18 protein-coding genes are annotated in these 21132 nt (G+C 62.9%); 4 read left to right on the forward strand and 14 right to left on the reverse strand.

Going from position 1 to position 21132, the window contains the following annotated elements:
* Positions 1 to 63: 63 nt before the first annotated feature.
* The 3 genes from LB532_RS15455 to LB532_RS15465 are packed head-to-tail and all read left to right on the forward strand — an operon-like array spanning position 64 to position 4666.
* On the forward strand, positions 64 to 2994 hold the full coding sequence (locus tag LB532_RS15455) for a molybdopterin oxidoreductase family protein (RefSeq protein ID WP_140639936.1): 2931 nt from the start codon (positions 64 to 66) through the stop codon (positions 2992 to 2994).
* Positions 2991 to 3725 carry a 4Fe-4S dicluster domain-containing protein gene (locus LB532_RS15460; protein WP_140639937.1) on the forward strand — a complete coding sequence of 245 codons (735 nt, stop codon included), beginning with the start codon at positions 2991 to 2993 and terminating at the stop codon, positions 3723 to 3725. Before LB532_RS15455 ends, LB532_RS15460 begins: the two co-directional genes overlap by 4 nt.
* A gap of 5 nt (positions 3726 to 3730) precedes the next feature.
* On the forward strand, positions 3731 to 4666 hold the full coding sequence (locus LB532_RS15465; protein WP_140639938.1) for a dimethyl sulfoxide reductase anchor subunit family protein: 936 nt from the start codon (positions 3731 to 3733) through the stop codon (positions 4664 to 4666).
* A 5-nt stretch (positions 4667 to 4671) separates the two neighbouring features.
* Here the strand turns inward: LB532_RS15465 and pdeM are convergent, their stop codons facing one another.
* The 5 genes from pdeM to LB532_RS15490 form a co-directional block, all read right to left on the reverse strand.
* Positions 4672 to 5388, reverse strand: a complete 717-nt coding sequence (gene pdeM, locus LB532_RS15470) for a ligase-associated DNA damage response endonuclease PdeM (protein WP_140639939.1) — start codon at positions 5386 to 5388, stop codon at positions 4672 to 4674.
* Entirely contained in the window at positions 5385 to 7919 is a 2535-nt protein-coding gene (locus LB532_RS15475) for a ligase-associated DNA damage response DEXH box helicase (RefSeq protein WP_140639940.1), read from the reverse strand. Before LB532_RS15475 ends, pdeM begins: the two co-directional genes overlap by 4 nt.
* Before the next feature lie 98 nt (positions 7920 to 8017).
* Entirely contained in the window at positions 8018 to 8878 is an 861-nt protein-coding gene (locus LB532_RS15480; protein ID WP_224556959.1) for an NlpC/P60 family protein, read from the reverse strand.
* A 28-nt stretch (positions 8879 to 8906) separates the two neighbouring features.
* Complete coding sequence (locus LB532_RS15485) at positions 8907 to 9257, reverse strand: MarR family winged helix-turn-helix transcriptional regulator (protein ID WP_140513216.1); 351 nt, start codon at positions 9255 to 9257, stop codon at positions 8907 to 8909.
* Between the two features lie 76 nt (positions 9258 to 9333).
* Positions 9334 to 10698, reverse strand: a complete 1365-nt coding sequence (locus LB532_RS15490) for a leucyl aminopeptidase family protein (RefSeq protein ID WP_140639941.1) — start codon at positions 10696 to 10698, stop codon at positions 9334 to 9336.
* A 130-nt stretch (positions 10699 to 10828) separates the two neighbouring features.
* Here LB532_RS15490 and LB532_RS15495 point away from each other — a divergent pair, with 130 nt between their 5' ends.
* Positions 10829 to 11650 (forward strand): tetratricopeptide repeat protein, encoded by an 822-nt coding sequence (locus tag LB532_RS15495; protein ID WP_140640178.1) that lies wholly within the window; start codon positions 10829 to 10831, stop codon positions 11648 to 11650.
* Positions 11651 to 11732: 82 nt separating this feature from the next.
* Here LB532_RS15495 and LB532_RS15500 read toward each other — a convergent pair whose 3' ends face one another.
* From LB532_RS15500 to LB532_RS15540, 9 genes are all read right to left on the reverse strand, one after another.
* The gene (locus tag LB532_RS15500) at positions 11733 to 12749 is read right to left on the reverse strand and encodes a type II secretion system F family protein (protein WP_140496706.1); all 1017 of its coding nucleotides are present in this window, start codon (positions 12747 to 12749) and stop codon (positions 11733 to 11735) included.
* Positions 12750 to 12758: 9 nt separating this feature from the next.
* Positions 12759 to 13772: a type II secretion system F family protein gene (locus LB532_RS15505; RefSeq protein ID WP_140639942.1), complete on the reverse strand. Its 1014-nt coding sequence runs from the start codon at positions 13770 to 13772 to the stop codon at positions 12759 to 12761.
* A gap of 29 nt (positions 13773 to 13801) precedes the next feature.
* Complete coding sequence (locus tag LB532_RS15510; RefSeq protein ID WP_140639943.1) at positions 13802 to 15310, reverse strand: CpaF family protein; 1509 nt, start codon at positions 15308 to 15310, stop codon at positions 13802 to 13804.
* A gap of 29 nt (positions 15311 to 15339) precedes the next feature.
* Positions 15340 to 16623: an AAA family ATPase gene (locus LB532_RS15515; RefSeq protein ID WP_411908880.1), complete on the reverse strand. Its 1284-nt coding sequence runs from the start codon at positions 16621 to 16623 to the stop codon at positions 15340 to 15342.
* A 40-nt stretch (positions 16624 to 16663) separates the two neighbouring features.
* Entirely contained in the window at positions 16664 to 17401 is a 738-nt protein-coding gene (locus LB532_RS15520) for a CpaD family pilus assembly protein (protein WP_140639945.1), read from the reverse strand.
* Positions 17402 to 17415: 14 nt separating this feature from the next.
* A complete protein-coding gene (locus tag LB532_RS15525) occupies positions 17416 to 18936 on the reverse strand; it encodes a type II and III secretion system protein family protein (protein ID WP_140639946.1) in 1521 nt (506 codons plus the stop codon).
* A complete protein-coding gene (cpaB, locus tag LB532_RS15530) occupies positions 18933 to 19745 on the reverse strand; it encodes a Flp pilus assembly protein CpaB (protein WP_140639947.1) in 813 nt (270 codons plus the stop codon). The genes LB532_RS15525 and cpaB overlap by 4 nt, the downstream gene beginning before the upstream one ends.
* A 201-nt stretch (positions 19746 to 19946) precedes the next feature.
* Positions 19947 to 20465 carry a prepilin peptidase gene (locus tag LB532_RS15535; RefSeq protein ID WP_140639948.1) on the reverse strand — a complete coding sequence of 173 codons (519 nt, stop codon included), beginning with the start codon at positions 20463 to 20465 and terminating at the stop codon, positions 19947 to 19949.
* Between the two features lie 161 nt (positions 20466 to 20626).
* Positions 20627 to 20806 carry a Flp family type IVb pilin gene (locus LB532_RS15540; protein WP_140496730.1) on the reverse strand — a complete coding sequence of 60 codons (180 nt, stop codon included), beginning with the start codon at positions 20804 to 20806 and terminating at the stop codon, positions 20627 to 20629.
* Positions 20807 to 21132: the final 326 nt, after the last annotated feature.

The raw sequence follows: 21132 nt of genomic DNA on the forward strand, positions 1-21132 counted from the left end.
CATGCGCGGTCCCGGGCCGAAAACAAGGGCCAAAGCCACGAACCGCAAAAGCGCTCGGGAATCATGACCCAAGGACCCCTGCGCGGCGCGAATTCCGCCCCGTCCCAACGCCCGCTCGCCGACACGAACGCGCCCGACGAGGACGATGGCGTCGACACCTCGCCCGCCGTCTCCGACCGCGTCGCCAAGACGACCTGCTATATGTGCGCCTGCCGCTGCGGCATCGACGTGCACATCAAGGACGGCAAGGTCCGCTACATCAACGGCAACAGGGATCATCCCGTCAATCGCGGCGTGATCTGCGGTAAGGGCAGCTCCGGCATCATGCAGCATTACAGCCCTGCCCGGCTGAAAAAGCCCCTGCTGCGCACCGGCCCGCGCGGCTCGGGAGAATTCCGCCAGATCGAGTGGGAGGAGGCCTTTTCGATCGCGACCGAGCGGCTGTCGAATATCCGCCGCAGCGACCCGAAGAAACTCGCCTTCTTTACCGGCCGCGATCAGTCGCAGTCCCTGACCGGCTGGTGGGCAAGCCAGTTCGGCACCCCGAACTTCGCCGCGCATGGCGGCTTCTGTTCGGTGAACATGGCCGCAGGCGGGCTTTATACGATCGGCGGCTCGTTCTGGGAGTTCGGCGAGCCCGACTGGGACAACACCCGATATTTCATGCTTTTCGGCGTCGCCGAGGACCATGATTCCAACCCGATCAAGATCGGCCTCGGCAAGCTCAAGGCGCGCGGCGCCAAGGTGGTGTCGGTCAATCCATGCCGCACCGGCTACAACGCCATCGCCGACGACTGGATCGGCATCCGGCCGGGCACCGACGGCCTGTTCGTGTTTGCCCTCATCCACGAGCTCTTGAAGGCCGGCCGCGTCGATCTCGACTATCTCCTGCGCTACACCAACGCCCATGTGCTCGTCATCCAGGATCCGGGTGCGGCCGATGACGGGCTGTTTGTCCGCGACAGCGCCGGCAACCTGCTCGCCTGGGACAGGGTGGCGAAAGTGCCTGTCCGCGCCGCCGACGCCAACGCGAAAGCGGCATTGACCGGCAGCTTCACCGTCGACGGTCGTCGCTGCGTTCCGGTGTTCCAGCTGATCGCCGATCGATATCTCGATGAGAGCTATTCGCCCGATGCGGTCGCGGAGCGCTGCGGCATTGCCGCCGACACGATCCGCAGGATCGCCGCCGAGCTCGCTCATGTCGCCTTTGAGCAGACGATCGAACTGCCGGTGGCGTGGACCGACTGGGCCGGCCGCCGCCACGAGACAATCAAAGGGCGGCCCGTGTCGATGCACGCGATGCGCGGCATCTCAGCCCATTCCAACGGTTTTCATTCTTGCCGCGCCATTCATCTTCTGCAGGTGCTGCTCGGTACGGTGGACGTCCCGGGCGGCTTCCGCTTCAAACCGCCCTATCCGCGTTGCGCGCCGCCAGGACCGAAGCCTGCCGGCAAGAACGTCCGGCCGATGACGCCACTGGACGGCATGCCGCTCGGCTTCGTCTGCGGGCCTGACGACCTTCTGGTCGATGAGGCAGGGGTGCCGATCCGCATCGACAAGGCCTATTCCTGGGAGGCGCCGCTCGCTGCGCACGGATTGATGCACACCGTCATCCGCAACGCCTGGGCCGGCGATCCATACAAGATCGACACGCTGATGATGTACATGTCGAACATGGCCTGGAATTCCTCGATGAACACCGTCGAGACGATTCGTATGCTGACCGACCTCGACGAGGCGGGCAACTACAAGATCCCTTTCATCATCTATTCCGACGCCTATTATTCCGAGACCGTGCCGTTCGCTGACCTCGTGCTGCCCGACACAACCTATCTCGAACGGCACGACTGCATCAGCCTGCTCGACCGGCCGATCAGCCATGCCGACGGACCGGGCGATGCCATACGCCATCCCGTGGTCGAGCCGGACCGGGACGTGCGCCCGTTCCAATCGGTGCTGATCGAACTCGGCGCGCGCCTCGGCCTGCCGGGTTTCGTCAGGGAAGACGGGGCGGCCAAATATGCCGACTACGCCGACTACGTCGTCAATCACGAGCGCACGCCCGGTATCGGCCCGCTTGCCGGCTGGCGCGGCAAGGACGGCAATTCGACCGGCAAGGGCGAGCCAAATCCGGACCAGTTGCAGCGCTACATCGGCAATGGCGGCTTCTGGCACCACGATTTCGCCGAGGACCAGCGCTATTACAAGATGGCCAACCGGTCCTATCTCGATTTCGCGGTGCAGATGGGCTTCATCCCGAAGGCCGAACCAGTCGTCTTTCAGCTCTATTCCGAACCCTTGCAGCGCTTTCGTCTCGCCGCCCGCGGCCATGGTCGGGCCGTGCCGCCCGAGAGCGAACGCCAGCGCATCGAGACTTACATGGACCCGCTACCCTTCTGGTACGTGCCGTTCGAAGAAGCGGCCGTCGACACCGAAAAATATCCGCTGCATGCGCTGACGCAGCGGCCGATGCATATGTACCACTCCTGGGGTTCGCAGAATGCGTGGTTGAGGCAAATCACCAGCCAGAACCGGCTGTTCGTGCATGAGAAGACCGCCGCAGGTCTCGGCCTCGCCGACGACGACTGGGTGTGGATCGAAAGCACCAATGGCAAGGTCAAGGGACAGATCAAGCTGGTCGACGGCGTGAACGAAAGCACGGTCTGGACCTGGAACGCCATCGGCAAAAGGCGCGGCAGCTGGGGGCTGAAGGACGATGCCGCCGAGAGCAATCGCGGCTTCCTGCTCAACCACATCATCGGCGACCAGACCACGGCAGACACCAACGGCAGGCGGTATTCGAATTCCGATCCGGTGACCGGCCAGGCGGCGTGGTTCGACCTGCGCGTGCGCATCGTCAAATGCGCGGCGGAGGAGGCCGGGTTCACCGAGCCGCAATTCGAGCGCTTCCACCAGCCGCCGCAATTCCAGCCATCGCCGGACACACTTCGCTTTGGCGCCGAATTCCGCATGAACAGGGTAGCCGCCAAATGACCTGCGTCCCCGCCCATACGGGCAAAAAACTGGGCCTAGTCATCGACCTCGACACCTGCGTGGGCTGTCAGGCCTGCGTCACCGCCTGCAAGGAATGGAACACCGGCGGTCACATGGCGCCTCTGACCGACATCGATCCCTATGGCGGCCATGTCGACGGGGTCTGGTTCAATCGTGTGCACAGCTACGAGCACACCACCGCGATGGGCGGCCGCACGGTGAACTTCCCGCGCTCCTGCCTGCATTGCGAGACGCCGGCCTGCGTCACCGTGTGTCCGACCGGGGCTTCCTACAAACGGGCCTCCGACGGCATCGTGCTGGTCGACGAGGACAAGTGCATCGGCTGCAAACTGTGCAGTTGGGCCTGCCCCTATGGTGCGCGCGAGTTCGACACCGATGTCGGCGTGATGAAGAAATGCACGCTCTGTATCGACCGCATCTACAATGACAATCTGGCCGAGGAGGACCGCGTGCCGGCCTGCGTCGCCGCCTGTCCGACCAGCGCCCGGCATTTCGGCGATCTCGGCGACCCCGCCTCGGCAGTGTCGCAGCTGGTTGAGGAGCGTGGCGGTATCGACCTGATGCCGGAACTCGGCTACCGCCCGACCAACAAATACCTGCCGCCGCGCGCGCATACCCAACGCGCCGCAAAGGTTTCTGCGCCAACCCTGGAGCCGGTGCGGGCCGAGGGTGGGTTCCTCGGCTGGGTCGATCACATGCTTTCGAACTGACCACCATGCATCCAGCCTTCTCCGTCGTCTTCTTCACCTCCGCGACCGGGGCCGGCTACGGCCTGCTGGCGCTGCTCGGCGTGCTGGTGCCACTTGGCGTCATCGCACCCGATTTCTGGCTGGGCTTCATCAGCATGGGACTGGCGCTCGGCCTGATCACCGCCGGCCTGTTGTCGTCGACCGGCCATCTCGGCCGCCCCGAACGCGCCTGGCGTGCCTTCTCGCAATGGCGTAGTTCCTGGTTGTCGCGCGAGGGCGTCGCCTCGGTCGCCACCTTCGTCCCGGCGGGATTGTTCGGCATTGGCTGGGTCATTCTTGGCCGCACCGATGGCTGGGTCTCCGCCGCCGGACTTCTGGCAACGATTGGCGCCATCATCACCGTCTGCATGACCGGCATGATCTATGCCTCGCTGAAACCCATCGCTCAGTGGCACAGCCCTTACACCTTGCCCGGCTATCTCATCTTTTCGGCGATGAGCGGCAGCGTGCTTCTGGCCGCGCTATGCCAAGGCTTTGCCGTCGGTTCTAAAATGCTTCTGGCGGCCTGCGTACTGCTGACCCTGCTCGGTTGGGCCTGGAAGCTTGCGACCTTGCGGTACAACGACCAATTGGAAATCCCCACCAACGCCAACACCGCAACCGGGCTTGCCGGGGGGACGGTTAGGTCGCTGGAATGGCCGCATACCGAGGAAAATTATTTGCTCAAGGAAATGGGTTTTCGCATCGCGCGCAAGCACAGCGCGAAGCTGCGGCGGATCACCCAGCTCCTGGGCTTCGCGCTGCCCGCCTTGCTGCTGATTGCGGCCTTCGCCTTGCCGTCACCTTTCGCGGCGCTCGCATCGGCGTTCGCCGCGGTCACACAGTTTGCCGGCATGCTGGTCGAGCGTTGGCTGTTCTTCGCCGAAGCGAAGCACACGGTCACTCTCTACTACGGGAAATAGCGGCTTCAGCCCGGCCTCAGCATCGAGCCCGAAATCGCAAAGATGCGGTCCGTGCCGAGCATATAGGCCATCAGCGATTCCAGGCGGAACAGGCCGGCATAGGCGCGGTCGAGCACGTTGAGCGAGCCGGTATAGGCGCCGAAGGCGGGCATGATCATGCGGCCGCCATCGCCCGCGAAGCAGCGCCGCCGCACGGAACGGCCCTGCTGCACGATGCGGGCGCAGGGATGGAGATGGCCCGATATCTCGCCCTCGACGCGCAGCTTCGACGGCTCGTGCCGGAACAGCAGCGAGCCTATGGCGAGTTCGCGCACCGTTTCGCCCGGCAGGTCGGCCGGCGCCTCCGGGTCATGGTTGCCGGCCACCCAGAACCAGTCGCGGCCGGCCATCAGCGCCTGCAGCCGTTCGCGGAAACTTCGATGCATGCGCTCGGCGCCGCCGCCATCGTGGAAGGAATCGCCCAGGCTGATCACGATTGCCGGCTGGTAGTCCGAGATGACGGCCTGCAATCGCAGCAAGGTCGCGCCGGTGTCATAGGGCGGGAGCAGCGTGCCGCGCCTTGCCAGCGATGAGCCTTTTTCCAGATGCAGATCGGAAACGGCCAGAAGCTTGAGCTCGGGAAAATAGAGCACGCCGCGCGGATCGCAGACCGCACCTTCGCCGGCGATGCCGACCAGATCGGCCTCGCCGATCAACGATGCGCGTGCCAGCGAAAAATTCATTCTTCAGCCATCTCCGGCCCCATGGCTTCCTCAACCAGCGTCGCCGCGTCCATCAGCAGCGTCTCGTCGGCTTCGCCGTGAACCGGCATCTTGCCGATCTCGAGCATGATCGGCACGGCGAGCGGCGATATCTGTTCGAGGTTCTTATGCATGATTCGACCTTGAATGCGCGAGAGCATGTCCGCAAGTCTGCTGACATCGAGCAGGCCCGCCGCCGCATCCGCTCGCGTCGCCTGAAGCAGTATGTGGTCCGGCTCATGGCTGCGCAGGACGTCATAAATGAGATCCGTCGATACGGTTACCTGACGACCGCTTTTCTCCTTGCCGGGATGACGCTTTTCGATCAGCCCCGAAATCAGCGCGCAATTGCGGAAGGTGCGCTTGAGAAGCCAGCTGTCGGCCAGCCAGGCTTCCAGATCGTCGCCCAGCATGTCCTGGTCGAAAAGCGCGCCGAGCGAGGGTTTTCCGGCTTTGAACATCGCGCCCATGTCGCCCAGCGACCAAATGGCCAAGGCATAATCGGTGGCGACGAAGCCAAGCGGCCTGGCGCCGACCCTGTCGAGACGGCGGGTAAGCAGCATGCCGAGCGTCTGGTGGGCCAGCCTGCCCTCGAAGGGATAGGCCACCAGATAATGGCGGTTGCCGCGCGGAAAGGTCTCGATCAGCAGATCGTCGCGTTTGGGCAGCACCGATTTGTCGGCCTGGAAGCGCAACCAATCGGCCACCTGCTCGGGCAGTTTCTTCCATCGCTGCGGATCGTCCAGCATGGCGCGGACCTGTTCGGCGAGATAGGTCGAAAGCGGGAACTTGCCGCCGCCATAATAAGGCACCTTCGCGTCGCTGCCGGGCGCGTTAGAGACGAAGCACTCATTCTCGCGAATGCCTTCGAAGCGAAGAACTTTGCCGGCAAACATGAACGTATCGCCATGCGTCAGCGTCTCGAGAAAAGCCTCTTCGATCTTGCCTAAAACCCGGCCGCCGCGCGACGCGGAACCCTTGTTGCCGGCCTGGACATAACGCACGTTGAGCGCCGGCACCTCGATGATGGTGCCGACATTCAGCCTGTATTGCTGGGCCACGCGCGGATTGGATACCCGCCACAACCCATCCTTGTTGAGGCGGATGCGGGCGTATCGTTCGTAGCTCTTCAAGGCATAGCCACCCGTGGCGACGAAATCGACGACGCGGTCGAATGTCGGCCGATCGAGGCCGGCATAGGGAGCGGCCGACCGCACCTCCTCGTAAAGATCGTCCGCGCGGAACGGCGCGCCGCAAGCGCAGCCAAGGACATGTTGCGCCAGCACGTCGAGCCCGCCATCGACCAGTGGAGGCGTATCCTGCGCGCCGAGATAGTTGGCGTCCAGCGCTGCCCGGCATTCGAGCACCTCGAAGCGGTTGGCCGGAATGAGGATGGCTTTGGACGGTTCGTCCATGCGGTGGTTGGCGCGGCCGATGCGCTGTGCCAGCCGGCTCGCTCCTTTCGGTGCGCCGACATGCACGACGAGGTCGACGTCGCCCCAGTCGATGCCGAGGTCGAGCGTCGAGGTGGCGACGATGGCGCGCAGCGCATTGTCGCCCATCGCCTTCTCGACCCGCCGCCGCTGCGCGACATCGAGCGATCCGTGATGCAGCGCGATCGGCAAGGTATCTTCGTTGACGCGCCACAATTCCTGGAACAGCAACTCCGCCTGGCTGCGCGTATTGACGAACAGCAGGGTCGTCTTGTGGCGCTTGATCTCGCGGTAGATCTCGGGCGTCGCGTAGCGGGCCGAATGCCCGGCCCAGGGCACGCGCTCTTCCGAGTCAAGGATGGATATTTCGGGCTTTGCGCCGCCGGTAACGACGATCAGTTCGGCCATATCGCCGGGTGGATTCTGGCCGACCAGCCAGCGGCGCAATTCGTCCGGTTCGGCCACAGTGGCGGAAAGTCCGATGGTCTGAAGCTCGGGCATGAACTGGCGCAGCCGCGCCAGACCAAGCGCCAGGAGATGACCCCGCTTCGAAATCACCAGCGAATGCAACTCGTCAAGCACGACATAGCGCAGGTCCTCGAAGAAACGCCTGGCATCGGGTGCCGCGATCAGCAGCGCAAGCTGCTCGGGCGTGGTGAGCAGGATGTCGGGCGGCACCAGCTTCTGCCGCTGGCGCTTGTGCGCCGGCGTGTCGCCGGTGCGGGTCTCGATGGTGAGGGAGAGCCCGATCTCTTCCACCGGCTTGCCGAGGTTGCGCTCGATGTCGACAGCCAGCGCCTTCAGGGGCGAGATGTAGAGCGTGTGGATGCCGCGATGGGCCTGCCCCGGCTTTCGCCTGGCCCTGACGGCCAGTTCAGTCAGCGAAGGCAGGAACCCGGCCAGCGTCTTGCCGGCGCCGGTCGGTGCGATCAGCAGTACCGACTGCCCTGCTTGAGCCCCCGTCAGCAATTCGATCTGGTGCGCGCGCGGCGCCCAGCCCTTCTCGCCAAACCATCTGAGGAATGGCTCGGGCAGGACGACGGCGGCATTCTGGTCGGCAAGGCGCGGCTTCTCTGTCACGCGTCAGAGGTAGCGCGACGGCGCGCGAACGCCAAGAACAATCGGAACAAAAGGTGATCGAGCAGTCTCCTTTCCCCGGGGGGAAGGGAGGATCGGCGCTACGGCCGCCGGAACCCCGTCGGCCCGCCGTAGAGATAACCGATGCGGGCGACGGCTTCCTTCAGGCCTTCGCGCGACACCAGCATGGTGTGGCCGTTGGCGTGGATCATGGTCTCGGCATTGGTCATGATGGCGACATGGCCTTTCCAGAAAACCAGATCGCCGCGGCGCAGGCCGGAATAATCCAGGCCCGGATCGAGCGGCTCGCCGATGCTCTGCGCCTGCATGTCGGAATCGCGCAGGACATCGGCGCCGGCCATGCGCATCGCCAGTTGCACGAGGCCGGAGCAATCGATGCCGAAGCCGGAGACACCACCCCAGAGATAGGGCGTGCCGAGAAAGGTCTCGGCCACCGAAACATAGTCGGCGGCCACATTACTGAGCGGTCGCAGGTGACCCGCTATGATTGCCTCACCGGAGGGCAGGACAGCATAGTGGGTGCCGCGCGTTTCGGCGGACCCCGTCACCGTGACGGTGGACCCCATCGACAGCTGTCCCGTGATCGGAAGGCGCAGATCCGGGCCGGGATAGAGGAAAGTTCGGGGCACGGAGACGATATGGGTGAGCGCATGATCCCGCCCGCCCAACATGGTGTCGGCGACATAGCCGACATAACCGTCCCGTTCGGCCTGGATCCAGGCCCAGCCCTCTCTGTCCTCGAAAACGAGCACGTCATCGCCGAATAGGGCTTGCGTGTTGACACCAGCGTCTGGACGCGGAGCCTTGCGGATATTGGCAACCGGGATCGAAATCCGCGCAGGCCGGCCGGCGACAAAGCGGTCGGCAGCGACCTCTCCTTTTAATCTCGCATCGGCAAGATCGGGCCGAAAGGCGTGGAGGCGGGCATCCCTGGCGGTCAAATCAGTTATCCATTGAAGCGGCTGGTCGTCAGATAGGCAGCTCTTGTGCCTTGGCGATGATACCATCACCGAAGCGCTCGACAAAGAGCGCACCTTCGACCGTGCGCTTGATCAGCACGTTGCGCTTGTCGAGCTCGTCACGATGGCGCGACACCAGTTTGAGCGCGCCCATCGTGTCGAGCGCCCTGGTGATGACCGGCTTGGTGACGTTGAGACGGGCCGCCAGCCCGCGCACCGTGTGCGGCGGCGGATCGAGATAGATGGTGAACAGGATAGCCGTCTGGCGCATGGTGAGGTCGGGCGCGTCGTCGCGCACCTGCGACAGCATCACCTGCTGCCACAATCGCAAGGCCTGGCTCGGGCGCATCGAAATCGACATCGCACGAGAATGACGGCAAATTGTTTCGGTTCCGTTTCAGTTTCGGCAATCTGCCGCCCTGAAAGTCGCCGCCACATCAGCCAAAACGCTTCGAGATGACGTGCTCCAGTGCCCGGATGCCTTGCGCCTCGCCGCCGGCAGGTCCGTGCGGACGATCGGAGGGGTTCCAGGCGAAGATGTCGAAATGCGCCCAGCTTGCCGTCTTCTCGACAAAGCGCTTGAGAAACAGCGCCGCGGTGATGGAACCGGCGAACCCATCCGTGGTGACATTGTTGATGTCGGCGATCTTCGACGACAGCTTCGCATCATAGGGCCGCCACAGCGGCATGCGCCACAGCGGATCCTCGACCGCCAGCGAGGCGGCCGCCAGTTCCGAGGCCAATGCCTCGTCGCCGGTGTAGAAGGGCGGCAGGTCCGGACCGAGCGCGACACGAGCAGCGCCGGTCAGTGTCGCCATGTCGACAAGCAATTGCGGCTCCTCCTCGTCGGCCAGCGCCAGCGCATCGCCCAGAACCAGTCTTCCCTCGGCATCGGTGTTGCCGATCTCGACTGACATGCCCTTGCGGCTCGCCAACACGTCGCCAGGCCTGAAGGCGTTGCCGGCGATCGAATTCTCGACGGCCGGGATCAGCACGCGCAGCCGCACGTTCAATCCGGAGGCCATGATCATCGAGGCCAGACCCAGCACATTCGCGGCACCCCCCATGTCTTTTTTCATCAACAGCATGCCGGACGACGGCTTGATGTCGAGACCGCCAGTGTCGAAACAGACGCCCTTGCCGACCAACGTCACTTTCGGCGCGCTCCTTGGCCCCCAGCCCATGTCGATAAGGCGCGGCGCACTGGACGAAGCCCGGCCGACGGCATGGATCATCGGGAAATTCTGCTTGATGAGGTCGTCGCCCTTGATAACCGACACTTCGGCCTTGTGAATTTCGGCCAGGGCTCGAACCGCCTTCTCCAGCTCGTCCGGCCCCATGTCGCTGGTCGGCGTGTTGACAAGGTCGCGCGTCAGGAAGACGCCTTCGACGATGCGGCGAACGCGTTTTGCCTCTACGCCGGCCGGCAATTCGAAGCGCAGCGCCTTGCCCGGTTTCTTGCCATAGCGGGTAAAGACATAGCCGCCGAGGGCCAGCGCGATTGCCGCCAGTTCCGGCCGGGCCGGCGAGGAGGCGAAATGCCAGTCGCCCTCCGCCAGGCTTTTCGCCAGCGCGCCAACGGCCAGCGCGCCCTCGCCGTCGCCAATACCGAACAAGGCACCGCCGAGCGCGCCGTTTTCTGCAGGCACGATGAGCGTCTTGCCCGCTTCGCCGGAGAAGCCGTTGGCCCTGGCCCACGCCACGGCAGATGACGCCAGGCCGGCCGTCTCCAGACCGTCCTTGGCCACCAGGTGGACAGGAAGCGGGTTGTTCAGCTTGTTCTCGACCAGTTCCACTGACATTCGATGTTCTCCTGCCGACGTCCGTCGATTCGGCGCTTCTTAACTGTCCGTTAGGGTTAACAGAATATTTCTTCGAGAGGGAAGATGGCCACGCAATGGCCGCGCGCATGAATGGAGGCCCAGGGTGCCGATGCCGACGAACCGCACGATGAACACCACCGGAAGGCGGCTCATCACCACGGCCTTCATGCTCGCGTTGGCCGCAGGCGTTGCCGGCTGCGGAACCGACAAGATCAGCACAGGCTCGATCGGACGCACCAGCGGCAAGCCGCTGGAGACCATGTCGGCGGGAGAATTGCACAATGCGACGGCAGCGCTTGGCCAGTCCTATTCCAGGAATCCCAACGACAAGCGGATAGCGACCAACTTCGCCGCGGCGCTGCAGATGGACGGCGATGCCGACCAGTCGCTTGCCGTGATGCGCAAGCTGGCGATCGCCTATCCCAAGGATCGCGACGTGCTTGCCGCCTACGGCAAGGCGCTGGCCGCCAACGGCCAGTTCGAGGCGGCGCTTGACGCCGTGCGCCGGGCGCAGACGCCGGAATATCCCGACTGGAAGCTGGTGTCGGCGGAAGCGGCCATCCTCGACCAGCTCGGCCAGAAGGACGACGCGCGCCAACTCTACCGCAAGGCGCTGGAGCTCAAGCCGAACGAACCTTCGGTGCTATCCAACCTTGGCATGTCCTATGTGCTGGGAGGCGATCTGCGCACCGCCGAAACCTATATGCGCTCGGCCGCACAGCAGCCGAATGCCGACAGCCGCGTGCGCCAGAACCTGGCGCTGGTCGTCGGCCTGCAGGGCCGCTTCGACGAAGCCGAGAAGATCGCCTCGCAGGAGCTGTCACCCGAACAGGCGCAGGCCAATGTCGCTTATCTCAGGCAGATGCTGGCTCAGCAAAATGCCTGGAGCCAGCTCAAGGACCAGGACAAGGCGAAAGCCGCGACCAACTGAGCGACACCCCGCCACCGAACCATGCATAAGAGAATCGCGCTGCGTCAGCCGCGCGGTTTTTCTTTGGATCGGCCAGATTAACCTACTGGCTGCTGGTTTCGTGCGCCTGGCCGAAGATGCCGCGCTGGCTGACCTGGATCCCGGCAGGGCCGAGGATGATGGCGAACAGCACCGGCAGGAAAAACAGGATCATCGGCACGGTGAGCTTGGGCGGCAAGGCGGCGGCCTTCTTCTCGGCGGCGTTCATGCGCTGGTCCCGGCTTTCACCCGCGAGCACGCGCAACGCATGCGCCACAGGGGTGCCATAACGCTCGGCCTGGACAAGTGCCTGCGACACCGACTTGACGGATTCCAGGCCGGTGCGGCTGGCGAGGTTCTCATAGGCCTGCTTGCGCTCCTGCAGATAGGAAAGCTCGGCGTTCGTCAGGATGAATTCTTCCGCCAGGGCCACCGATTGGGCGCCGATCTCGTCGGCGACCTTGCGAAGTGCAGCTTCCACCGACATACCAGACTCGACGCATATCAGCATCAGGTCAAGCGCGTCCGGCCATGCCATCTGGATCGATTGCTTGCGCTTGGTGGCGCGGTTGTTGACGTAGACGACCGGTGCGTAGAAGCCGCCATAGGCAACGAGGACGCAGACGAACAGCCGGATGAACAGCGGCTGCTGCGGCAGTCCTCCGAGCACGAATATGTAGATCACGCCAAGTGCGAAGCCGACAAACGGAAGCACGAGGCGGAAGAAGAGGAACCGCGTCAGCGGGTTCTGCCCACGAAAGCCGGCAACCTTGAGCTTCTGCAAGGTACCCTCGTCGGCGAGGGCGCGCCGCAGGTCGAGCCGGTCGACGATGTTGCGCATGCCGATCGACTGTTCCTCGCGCAGGCCCTTGCGGCGGCGATCCGCCTCGCTTGCAAGCCGCGCGCGCTGCTTGGCGCGCAATTCGTCGCGTTCCAGCGCGACCGACTTCATGCGCGCCTTGAGCTGGTTTCCGCCAAATGCCGGCAGCAAGGTGAAGACCGTCGCGAACACGGCGATGCCGACCAGCAGCGCGATCAGGAGGCCGGGATCCGTCAGTGATTTGACGACTTGTTCGGTCATGCCGCGGCCCTAGACTTCAAAGTTCATCATTTTGCGCATCACGAAGATGCCGATCGACATCCAGACGGCCGAAACCCCCAGGATCAGGTTACCGATGCTCGTGGTGAACAGCGGCATCAGGTAGTTGGGGCTGGAGAGATAGACGAGAAACGCGACGATGAAAGGCAGCGCGCCGATGATGGCGGCGGACGCCTTGGCTTCCATCGACAGTGCCTGGACCTTGGCCTTCATCTTCTTGCGGTCGCGAAGCACGCGCGAAAGATTGCCCAGCGCCTCGGAGAGATTGCCGCCGGCCTGCGACTGGATCTGAATGACGATGCCGAAAAAGCTCGCCTCGGTGCATGGCATGGTTTCGGGCATGCGCAAGGTGGCATCCGGGATCGACAGGCCCATCTGCTGCGAATCGACGATGCGGCGAAACTCGGCCTTGACGGGCTCCGGGGATTCATTGGCGATCAGGCGCACCGCATCGTTCAGCGGCAGGCCGGATTTGACCGCGCGCACGATGATGTCGAGCGCGTTGGGAAATTCATTGAGGAATGCCTTGACCCGCCGCGCGCGGCGAAATGAGACGAACCAGCGCGGCAGGCCGAGCGCACCGGCCAGCAGCACGCCAGGCAAAACAAAAAGCGGCGCCCCCACCACAAAGGCGATGATCGTCAGGGCTAGGCCGCAAATGGCGGAATAGATATAGAAGCGTTCGATGGAAACCTTCAGGCCGGCTTGGCGCAGTTGGGCTTTCAGCGGCGGTTTCTTGACCGCACTGTCCTTGGATTTCTGCTTCTCGTCGAGTTCCTTCAACGAATCCTGGACCGACTTGCGTCTTTTGGCCGCCTCCGCCACGCGATCGCGCGAGGCCTTGACGACGGAGCGATCCGTCTCCGCGGTCTTGATCGTTTCCAGCCGCTTGCCGGCCTGCTTTTCGTTGGTGATCCGGGTGAACAGGAATGCATAGGCGACCGCGCCGGCGCTGAAGCCGGCGAGCACGACAAACGCCAATACGGTGCCGTCAATTCCAAACATCGGTCAGAACCCTTACGCCTGCAGCAGCGTCAGTCAGCGCGTTTCTCCATCGCCTCAAGCGCTATTGCGAGGCGCTGCTCCTCGCCATAGTAACGGGCGCGGTCCCAGAAATGGGGGCGACCGATGCCGGTCGAAACATGCTCTCCCAGCAGCCGCCCATTCGCGTCCTCGCCCTTGATGTTGTAGAGGACGATGTCCTGCGTGATGATGACGTCGCCTTCCATTCCAATCACCTCGGTGATGTGAGTGATGCGGCGCGAGCCGTCGCGCAGGCGTGCAGCCTGGATAATCACGTCGATGGAGCCGACGACGATTTCGCGCACGGTCTTCTGCGGCAGCGAAAACCCGCCCATTGCGATCATGGATTCGATACGATTCAGGCATTCGCGCGGGCTGTTCGAGTGGATCGTTCCCATCGAACCGTCATGGCCGGTGTTCATCGCCTGCAGAAGGTCGAACACCTCGGGTCCGCGCACTTCGCCGACGATGATGCGCTCGGGCCTCATGCGCAGGCAGTTCTTGACCAGATCCCGCATCGTCACCTCGCCTTCGCCTTCGAGGTTGGGCGGGCGGGTTTCCAGACGGACGACATGCGGCTGCTGTAGTTGCAGTTCGGCCGAGTCCTCGCAGGTGATGACGCGTTCCTCGCGGTCGATGTAGTTGGTCAGGCAGTTGAGCAGCGTCGTCTTGCCCGAGCCGGTGCCGCCGGAGATGACGATGTTGCAGCGAACACGGCCGATGATCTTGAGAACCTCGGCTCCTTGCGGCGAGATGGCGCCGAACTTCACCAGCTGATCGAGCGTCAGCTTGTCCTTTTTGAATTTGCGGATGGTGAGCGCGGTGCCGTCGATGGCGAGCGGCGGCGCGATGACGTTGACGCGGGAACCGTCGGGAAGACGCGCATCGCAGATCGGGCTGGATTCATCGACGCGGCGGCCGACCTGGCTGACGATGCGCTGGCAGATGTTGAGAAGCTGCTGGTTGTCACGAAAACGAATGCCGGTCTGTTCGACCTTGCCGTTGACCTCGATGTAGACGTTCTTGGAGCCGTTGACCATGATGTCGGCGATGTCGTCGCGGGCGAGCAATGGCTCGAGCGGTCCATAGCCAAGCACGTCGTTGCAGATATCCTCGAGCAGTTCTTCCTGCTCGGCGATCGACATCGCGAAATTCTTGATCGCGATGATGTCGTTGACAATGTCGCGGATTTCCTCGCGCGCGCTTTCGGGATCAAGCTTGGCGAGTTGCGACAGGTCGATCGTGTCGATCAGGGCGGCAAAGACCTGGCTCTTGGTGTCGTAGTAGGTTTCGCTCTTTTCGCGCGTCGCCCGCTTCGGCTCCGGAGCTATCGGCGGCGCCTCGACCGCGCGGCGGGCCGGCGGTGCAACAGGAGTGCTCGACGCAGGTGCGGCCGCCGGCCTCGCAAGAACCGCCGTATCGGCCGAATCCGCGACGGCTGGCGCGGTCGGCGCCGGTGCCGGCTGGCGGAATTCCGGCTTGAACCGGTTGCCGTCGTCGCTGCCTCTCTTACCAAACATGATCGACTACCGATTCCACTGAAGAAGCATCATTTCTTGTTGCGCGAAAGTTTGCCGAGCAGGTTTCCGAGACCCGCTTTCTTTTTCACCCGGATTTCGCTGCGGCCGGTCAGCACATGGGCAATTTCGTTGATCGTGGCGACAACCGGGTTCTTGGCATCCATTTCGCCCAGCATGCGCCCATTGTTGGCGGCGTTGCCGAACAGCAGCGGGTCAAAGCCAATGATCGCCATCGCGGCCAAGCCGAGCGGCTCGGCGAAATCGGACGGGGAAATCTCCGGACGCTTGGGCACGCCGGCCTGATTGATGATCAGTTTGGGCGGCGAGTCGTTGGGACGAAGCCGTTTGAGCATGTCGACCAAATTCTTGGTGTTGCGCAAATTGGCCAGTTCCGGCGTCGCCGTGATGACGATTTCATCGGCCTTGATCAGTGTGTTCTTGGTCCAACCCGTCCAGACATGGGGAACGTCGAGCACCAGGAGCGGCACGGTGCGCTGCGCGGTGTCGACAAGCTGCGTAAAGGCGTCGGGATCGAAATCATAGACGCGTTCGAGCGTCGAGGGCGCGGCGAGCAGCGAAAGGTGTTCGGCGCACTGGGTCAGCAGCCGGTCGAGATAGACTTCATCGATGCGCTCGGGCGAAAATACCGCTTCGGCGATGCCTTGCGCGGGATCCTGGTCGAAATTGATGTTGGCCGTGCCGAAAGCGAGGTCGAGGTCTGCGACGACCACCTCGGATTTGAACAGGGAGGACATCGCCCAAGCCACGTTGTGGGCGATGGTGGAAGAGCCGACGCCACCTTTGGCACCGACGAAGGCGATCGAGCGGCCGAGCGGCTCGGCTTCCGGATCGACAAAGATCGACGATATGACGCTGACGACGTCGGCCATCGACACCGGCGCGATGACATATTCGGAAATGCCGGAGCGGATGAGTTCGCGATAGAGGCCGACATCGTTGTAGTGGCCGATTACCACCACTTTGGAGGACGGGTCGCAATATTCCGAGAGCTGCGCGAGTTGTTCCAGCAACTGCTTGGGTTCGCTGCGCGACTCCAGCAGGATCAGGTTCGGCGTCGGCGCCGACTGGTAGAATTCTATGGCGGTGGGAACGCCGCCCATATGGACCTTGAGATGGGCCTTGGTCATGCGGCGGTCCTCGCCGGCGCGCTCGACTGGATTGGCGACACCCTCGGTCTCGCAGAATGCCTGGATCGAGATACGCGGAACCGGCCGCAGCGCCTGCATCGCGGCGATGTCCTGCGGCGAGGTCTCACCGCCGTCCATGGGGGCGTCATAGGCAAGGTTGCTCATGGTCATCTTTCCGTGACTTCTCTTTTCCTTAGGGCGCGGCTCAGTACGTCACTTCAGAATTGCCGAGGAACTCGTCCGAAATATCCCTGCTGCGGTAGACATCGATCACCGCGCCACGATTTTCCGCGTCGATGGTGGTCTGCTTGCGCGGCCCGATCAGGTCGGCCGGATTGGCCATCTGGGCGGCGAGATTGTTTTGATAGGAGCAGCCGAAATCGGCATAGTGTTTGTTCTCGGACGTCTCCAGCAGGTCATCTGGCCATCGTCCGCATTTGTCGGTCTGGGCCTTCACCGCGATATAGGCGACCCGGATCGGGGCGGATGTCTCGCTCGAGGCAGCCTGATACGAGACGACCACGATCCGGCTGCGCTTGACGCCGGCGGCAACCGCGAGCCGGGCGAAATCGCGCGCTGCGGCGGCGGCGGCGACCTCGTTGGCCGAGCCGCTCGGAACCTGGATCGTCAGCGTCGGGGCAGCACTCTTGTCATAGCCGTCGAGGAAACCCAGGAGCGTGTCGCGCTGCGAGCCGGTCATGCCGCGGTCACCCGCGCCGACAGGTAGGTCTATCTTTTGGTTCTTCTCGGCGATCACGATCGGATGGTTGGTGCGGTAGTCGTCTGGAATGGCGCCGACGGTGACACTGTCGCGCTGGGCGCAGCCGCCCAGCAACGCCGCCATCGCCACCGCCAGGGCAGGAATGGCGCGCTGGAGAATTCGCGAACGGCCGGAGCGCGTGGTCATGGCGATGGTCCTTGCCTGCAATGCTGACTGAGACATGTCCGCTTCCCCGTTCACTTGTAGATGAAGCCGACGACGCCGTGATAACGGCCGCTGGGCTTGTCCGTCTGCATTGTGCCGTAGACACGATTGACTCGGCCCAGGAACATACCGGCGCCATCGCTGGCGGCGTTGAAATTGTCGTCAGGTTTGGCAAGGTCGTTCCGTGCCACCGGTTTCACCAGATAGGGGGTGATGATGATCACCAGCTCGGTCTCGTTGCGCACGAAGTCTCTGCTTCGGAACAGTGTGCCGAGCACCGGGATCTTTGTCAGCCCGGGCAGGCCGGCGACAGCCTGCCTGACGTCATCGCGGACGAGGCCGGCGATCATCATCGAACCACCTGACGGCAATTCGACGGTGGTGTCGGCAAGTCTCTTGCGGATGGACAACAGCGTGGTTCCGGGCAACCTGCCTGCCGCTTCCAGCGTGGTGGCGCCTTCGGCAGTAGGCTCCGACACGGACGTCCGGACCTTGAGGCTGATCCGACCGGCCGACAGCACAACCGGCTGGAACTCCAGGCCGATGCCGTATTCGAGTTTATCGTTGGTGTATGTGACCTGCCCTGTCTTGTTGTCGTCTGAAACATTGTTCGTACGGCTGGTGATGAGATTGAACTCGCCACCGACCTTGAATGTTGCCTTCTCACCCGAGACGGCGGTGAGGGTCGGCTCCGCCAGCGTCTTCATGACGCCGCCTTGCTCCATTGCGTTTAGATAAGCCTGAAGCGCCGAGGTGCCGATCGAAGCTCCCGAGAATTGCGACAGCGGTTTCCCAAGCCCGTATGCCGGGGTGCTCATCGCGTCGTAGCTGATACCGTTGCTACCGCCGCTGCCCACCATGTTGACGCCAAGCTGCTTCATCACGGAGCGGCTGACTTCGGCGACCGTCACCTTGAGCGTGACCTGGTCGTCGCCGATGATCTGCAAAAGATTGACGATCTTGGAGACGCGGCGTTCCTGGTCCGGATTGTTGATGTCGACACCACTCTGGGCCGAGCCGCCGGCCGCGGTCTGCGAATATTGTCCCGTCGTCGCTTCACCGCCCGAGACGAAGATCGTCGCCAGGTCGACGGCGCGTTTGGCGTCCAGCGGCGTGTCGACGGTTCCCGTCAAGACGACGTTGTCGTTCAGCAGTTCGACCTTGATGGCTGATGTCGGGATGAAGCGCTTGATATAATCCTCCAGGCCTGCGACGTCGCGTTCGACGGCCAGATCGAGGCTGACGATCTGTTCGCCATTCGGCCCGAACACAAAGATGTTGGTCTCGCCAACCGCCTTGCCGAACAGGTAGATGCGTCTCGCGGTACGGGTCACCGCGTCGGCGACGGTCGGATTGGCGACAAGAATGTCGTAGGCATCACTCGGCAGGTCGATGACCACCGACTTGTTGAGGCCGAGCTTGACGCGCTGGGTGGCCGCCGAAGCCGAAACCTGGGCACTCTTGGCCTCGACCACGCTCTGCACGTTTGTCCCAATGAGCAGCAGGCCGAAAGCCGCTGCCATGATCGCCGGCAGTTTACCGCTTAGCCTCATTTTCTTGCCCCCACTTCGGAAACTTCGCCCGACTTGATCAGCCTCACCGTTCCCTTGCGGCCATTGCCGGAAACGAGATAGTCGGCCTCATCCACATTCTTTTCCTGGGTGTCCGTGATCGCCCGCAGCGCGAGCGTCAGGCGATCCGCCATCTGCTGGGCGACGGTGATGATCTCCGCCTGCTTGGGCGTCAGTTCCAGCGTGGCGGTCTGACCCACCCTGGTCTTCTTGCCTTCCTCGTCCTCCTGGATGGTCTGGTCGATCGCCAGGACGCGGATGTTCTTGAGGATGGTTTCGGTGTTGAAGCCGGAGCCGCCGCTGTTGGCATCGGCACGGCGGGTCATGATGACGTCGACGAAATCATTCGGAAGGATGAAGCCGCCGGCAGAGGTGTCGGCCGATATCGTCGTGGCGACCGCCCGCATGCCGGAAGGCAGGATCGACGACATGAAGCTTTGCCCCTCGCCGATCAGCTTGGAACGCCGCACCGGCTCGCCCGCATACATCGGCACACGGGCTATGGACCCCTTCAGTTTCTCCAGGGCATCGGGAGCAGTGGCCTTGGTGATGAAATTGGCGTTGATGCCGTCAGCCGGCCAGGATTGCCAGGCAATGTTGTTCTCGAGCTGGCTGCCCATGGTGACATCGCCCGACAGGACAAGCACGTCCTGCAATGCCACGGCGGGAGCCGCTGGACCGGACTCGACGATCTGCGGTGGCGGCGCGGCGACCATGTTCTTCGCGACATAGCCAGCACCACCCGCCGCGGCGACCGCCACGCTCAGAATAATCAATCGGGATGCTGGCATCTGTCCGAACCCTCGCCTTGGCAAACCACCTAGCCAGGCCGGACTTTGCAGCGGCAATCGTCAAAACAAGGTTAATGTAATGCTTACGATCGTGATTAATTTAAGGTTTACATAAATTAGCTGTATTGCGCGGTCAGCGACAAACAGCCAGCCGGCTCCGCAGAGCCAGCCCGCAACACAGCCAAGGAATGATCGGTAAGGTCAGGCCGCAAGCCTGGCCAGCGCCCAGACCATCAGGGGCGAATCCGGGTAGGTCAGCAATCCGCCCAAACCGAGTGCGATGCCGTAGGGAACCCCGGTTGTCTCATCCGCGAAGTGACGCAGGAACGGATTGCGGCCGGTAAAAACCGCAAGCGGCGACTTCCGGTAGACGAGAATGGCAAACGTCAGCAGGCCGCCTATAAAGGTCGAGACCACGAGATACTCGACGAGCTGGATGTTGAGTCCCATCCACACGGCGGTCGCGGCCAGCAGCTTGGCATCACCGCCGCCCATGCCGCCCATCGCGAAGAGGCCGAACGTTACGGCAAGAACCAGAGCGCCGGCGGCGAAATGCCAGCCATAGGCCGCCCATTCCATGCCGGTCAGCGGCGCAACCAGTGCGAAGACGACGATGAGCAGCACCGGCACGCGATTGGCGATCGTCATCGACAGCATGTCGGAGATAGCGGCGAACAGCATGCAGAACGGGAAGACGACGAAGATCAGGGCTTCAAGCATCGGCGCTGTGCCTATTATCGGATTAAGCCGCACTCAATCTAAGCATGTTCGATTAACGATTGATGAGGCTCAGAGCAAAAAGACATTGAATAGAACAAGGGCCGCCAGGTGGCGGCCCTTGTCCAGAACGCAATCCGAGCGCTCAATATACTTGACGTCGTTCAGGGCGTCGGGACGTTGTTCAGGGATGTTCCGATAGCTTCGAACTTGGCGTTGATTGCGTTGCCAAGCGCGCCGGCGCCGACGATGATGGCAAGCGCGATGAGGGCGGCGATCAGACCATATTCGATAGCGGTCGCGCCGGATTCGTCCTTTACGAAACGTGCAATGAGATTAGACATTCGAGAGCTCCTACTCCACGTGTTACAGCACTTCCGTCAACTTCTGTGATGGTTGATCGGATGCTGCCAACCTAGGGAGAAGCTCTTTCGATCGACTTAATAAACAGCCTTACCGATTCCTTTCGCGGTTGGAACATATTGCGTGGTTAACTATGGGCTAAGCGCCGGCCGAGGCGCAATTCCCAGTCAAGCAGCCGCAAAAGAAATAGCTCCGCGACCACAATCCGCGACAGGAACCGGGTGTGGCCGGCGCGTATGACGATCGCGGCACATGGCGCCCGGGCCTGCTTAACCGTTGGTTCACCAATCTCGTTCATGTTCCGTTG

It is taken from the genome of Mesorhizobium sp. ESP-6-2 (assembly GCF_020164675.1).
In the GTDB taxonomy this organism is placed as follows: Bacteria; Pseudomonadota; Alphaproteobacteria; order Rhizobiales; family Rhizobiaceae; genus Mesorhizobium.